The sequence below is a fragment of the uncultured Agitococcus sp. genome, from assembly GCF_937920075.1.
GTDB lineage: Bacteria > Pseudomonadota > Gammaproteobacteria > Pseudomonadales > Moraxellaceae > Agitococcus.
Map to the genome: position 1 here is coordinate 1 of NZ_CALETI010000196.1, position 3858 is coordinate 3858.

3 protein-coding genes are annotated in these 3858 nt (G+C 42.1%); all 3 read right to left on the reverse strand.

Annotation, left to right across the window (positions count from 1 at the left end; genetic code table 11):
- A partial coding sequence (locus tag Q0212_RS07330; protein ID WP_297924075.1) for a hypothetical protein occupies window positions 1-183 on the reverse strand: 183 nt, incomplete at its 3' end.
- 156 nt (window positions 184-339) lie between these two features.
- Window positions 340-1515 carry an acetyl-CoA C-acyltransferase FadA gene (gene fadA / locus Q0212_RS07335; RefSeq protein WP_297924077.1) on the reverse strand — a complete coding sequence of 392 codons (1176 nt, stop codon included), beginning with the start codon at window positions 1513-1515 and terminating at the stop codon, window positions 340-342.
- A gap of 13 nt (window positions 1516-1528) precedes the next feature.
- The gene (gene fadB / locus Q0212_RS07340) at window positions 1529-3679 is read right to left on the reverse strand and encodes a fatty acid oxidation complex subunit alpha FadB (protein WP_297924079.1); all 2151 of its coding nucleotides are present in this window, start codon (window positions 3677-3679) and stop codon (window positions 1529-1531) included.
- Window positions 3680-3858 lie beyond the last annotated feature (179 nt).

Here is a 3858-nt window from a genome sequence, read left to right on the forward strand (position 1 = left end):
AATAATCGGAATTAACCATGCGTAATGCCATTGCATAAATTGCAAGGCGTAAAATATTAACCATGTTATGGATAACAAACCTAAGACTAATAACTTAAGAATTTTTGGTAATAACCAATCGCTTACTGCACAAATTGGTTGTACAACTTGTTGAATTTTTTCAAATCTTTCTTGTGTCATCATTAGCAATATTATCCTTTTAGTGCTGACATTGCTCAGCAACTTAGCAAATTTCACCAAAAATTAAAAACCCCCAAACCTTGTGAGTCTGAGGGTTAGTATTGTCTTGGATAAAGACTAATTTTTTAGGGCAACCACTAAAGCCACCCCTACACAACATTACACGCGTTGGATAATGGTTGCGATACCTTGACCTAAACCAATACACATGGTCGCTAAGCCAAACTCAGTATCTTTCCATTCCATGACGTTTAACAATGTTGTAGTAATACGAGAACCAGAACAACCCAATGGGTGACCTAAAGCAATCGCACCACCATTTAAGTTAACAAAGCTATCAGAGTTTTCGAGGATGTTTAAACCCTTCATGACTGATAAACCTTGAGCAGCAAACGCTTCGTTTAACTCAACAGTTTGAATGTCTTTGATGCTTAAACCAGCACGCTTTAAGGCTTTTTCGGTTGCTGGTACTGGACCATAACCCATAATTGCTGCCTCATAGCCAGCAACTGCCATAGAGACAATTTTAGCACGTGGCTTTAAGCCCAATTCTTTAGCTTTAGCAGCACTCATAATCAACATCGCAGATGCACCATCAGACAATGCTGAAGAAGAACCTGCTGTCACTGTACCGCCTTTTGGATTAAAGACTGGCTTTAAAGAAGCTAATTGTTCTAAAGAAGCGTCTTGACGAATAACTTCGTCAATGTCACACATGACTTTAAAACCGTTAGCATCATGGCCTTCTACACCAATGATTTCGTTTTTGAAACGACCTTCAAGAGTAGCTTCCCATGCTTTTTTGTGAGAACGCAAAGCGAATTGGTCTTGCATTTCACGGCTAATGCCATTCATGGTGCCTAACATTTCGGCGGTTAAACCCATCATGTTAGAGGCTTTTGCGTAGTACTTAGAAGCGGCTGGGTTAATGTCAACACCGTGAGTCATCTGAACGTGACCCATGTGCTCAACACCACCAATAATGAAAACTTCACCTTGGCCAGTTGCAATTTGTGCAGCGGCTGTGTGTAAAGCTTGCATCGAAGAACCACACAAACGGTTAACCGTTTGACCTGCAACAGTACGTGGTAATTCAGCTAACATTGCAATGTTACGAGCAACGTTCATACCTTGTTCTAAAGTTTGGTTAACACAACCCCAAATCACATCTTCGATTTCGGCTGGATTAACGGCTGGGTTACGCACTAATAAAGCTTTTACTAACTCAGCAGATAAAGAGTCGGCACGCACATTACGGAACATACCGTTTCTGGAGCGACCCATTGCACTACGTACACCATCAACGATGACTACATCACGAGGATTAAGACTCATTTTTCGCTCCTAATTAACCAAAGAATTTCTTGTTAGCGGCTGCCATGTCACGTAACAATTGTGGTGCTTCATAGGCTTTGCCTAAGTGAGCATATTTTTCACACAATGCAACGTAGTTAGCGACACCGATTTGGTCAACATAGCGACATGCACCGCCACGGAATGGTGGGAAACCGATACCCATAATCAAGGCCATATCAGCTTCTGCTGCGCTAGCAACAATACCTTCTTCCAAACAACGAGCCACTTCGTTAACCATTGGGATCATACAGCGATCAATGATTTCTTGAGCGTCAAACTCTTTACGTGCTGCAGCGATTGGTGCTAACAACTCATAAGTTGTTTGGTCAACCACTTTCTTTGGCTTGCCTTTTTTGTCTTGTTCGTAAACATAATAACCTTTGCCATTCTTTTGGCCATAACGGTTATTTTCGAACATGATTTCTGTGCCAGACTTGTAGTTAGGTTGCATACGATCTGGGAAACCTTCAGCCATAATTTTGGCAGCATGAACGCCCGTATCAATACCAACAACGTCTAACAAGTATGCTGGACCCATTGGCCAACCAAATTTTTCCATCACTTTATCAACAGCTTGGAAGTCAGCACCATCACGGACTAACATATCAAAGCCACCGAAGTATGGGAATAATACGCGGTTTACCAAGAAGCCTGGGCAATCGTTAACAACGATAGGTGTTTTACCCATTTTTTGTGCTAACTTAACAGTTGCAGCAACCGCTTCATCAGAAGACTTTTCACCACGAATAACTTCAACCAATGGCATCATGTGCACTGGGTTGAAGAAATGCATACCGACAAAGTTTTCTGGACGCTTTAAAGACTTCGCTAAGTAAGTAATAGAAATAGTAGAAGTATTAGACGCTAAAATAGTGTCTTCTTTTACTAAACCTTCAACTTCGCTTAATACCGCTGTTTTAACTTTTGGATTTTCAACAACAGCTTCGATAATGATATCAACGCTATTAAAATCACCGTAGTTTAAGGTTGGGCGAATACGAGATAAGGTTTTACCCATATCGGCTGGGCTTAAACGACCTTTCTCAACTTGCTTACCTAATAATTTAGAGGCTTCGCCCATACCCAAATCAAGGGCTTCGGTGCGAATGTCCTTCATAATGATTGGTGTGCCTTTGCTGGCTGCTTGGTAGGCAATACCGCCACCCATGATGCCTGCACCCAATACCGCAGCTTGATTAATCTCTTTGCTGCCTTTGCCTTCATGCTTTTTAGACGCTTTCTTAACCGCTTGGTCAGCCATAAACAAACCAATTAAGGCATTAGCTTGTGGAGTAACTGCTGCTTTAGCAAAGTTTTTAGCTTCTACTTTTAAGGCATCTTCACGGCCTAAGCTGGCGTGTTGTTGCATACCTTGTAAAGCTAATTTTGGAGCTGGGTAGTTAGGACCAGCTTTACCAACAACAACAGCCGTTGCAGTTTGGAAAGCCATCATTTGTTCTAACATATTGAGTTTAACTGGGTTTAATTTTTCAGCGCGTTTTGCTTTCCAGTCAATTTTACCGTCGATACATTGTTGTAGCAAAGATAATGCAGCAGCTTGTAATTGGTCTGGTGCAACAACAGCATCAACAGCACCATCTTTTAAAGCAGCATCTGGACGCTTTTCTGCACCAGCAGCAATCCACTCAACGGCATTGTCGATACCAATCACGCGAGGTAAACGTACTGTGCCACCAAAACCGGGGAAAATACCTAATTTAACTTCGGGTAAACCCACTTTTGCAGCGGTGGACATCACACGATAGTCACACACTAAGCACATTTCAAAACCGCCACCTAAAGCGATACCATTAATCGCGGCAACAGTTGGGAATGGTAAATCTTCAAAAGCGTTGAAAATTTGGTTTGCAGAAGCAACCCATTCAATAATCGCCGCTTCGCCTTGAGCAAAACTACCAACAAACTCAGTAATGTCTGCGCCAACGATAAAGACAGGCTTACCGCTAGTCACAACTAAACCTTTAATGTTGCTGTCCGCTTTAACGGCTTCAATCGCACTTTTCAAGTCTTCGAGCGTTGCACGGTTAAATTTGTTAACCGATTCATTGGCGAGATCGAACTTAAACTCAGCAATACCGCCTTCTAAGGCTTGTACACTGATGGCAGTTCCTGAATAAATCATGCCTAAATCTCCATCGTGGTGGTTTAAACTCAGTATTAATGTGTTTTTAATACTGCATCAAATAGAACTAAAGCTATGTTTGGAGTTTACATCGTCATTGCTGTACAACATTTGACATCCTCCCCGCCCTTGAACGGCGAGGATTCCCTCTACAGGACGGCAATATCCTGCCGCACACC

What these genes read in the sequence shown, in the direction of transcription:
- fadA (WP_297924077.1), bottom strand. Translation starts at nt 1,515, where the DNA reads ATGAGTCTTAATCCTCGTGATGTAGTCATCGTTGATGGTGTACGTAGT.
- fadB (WP_297924079.1), bottom strand. Translation starts at nt 3,679, where the DNA reads ATGATTTATTCAGGAACTGCCATCAGTGTACAAGCCTTAGAAGGCGGT.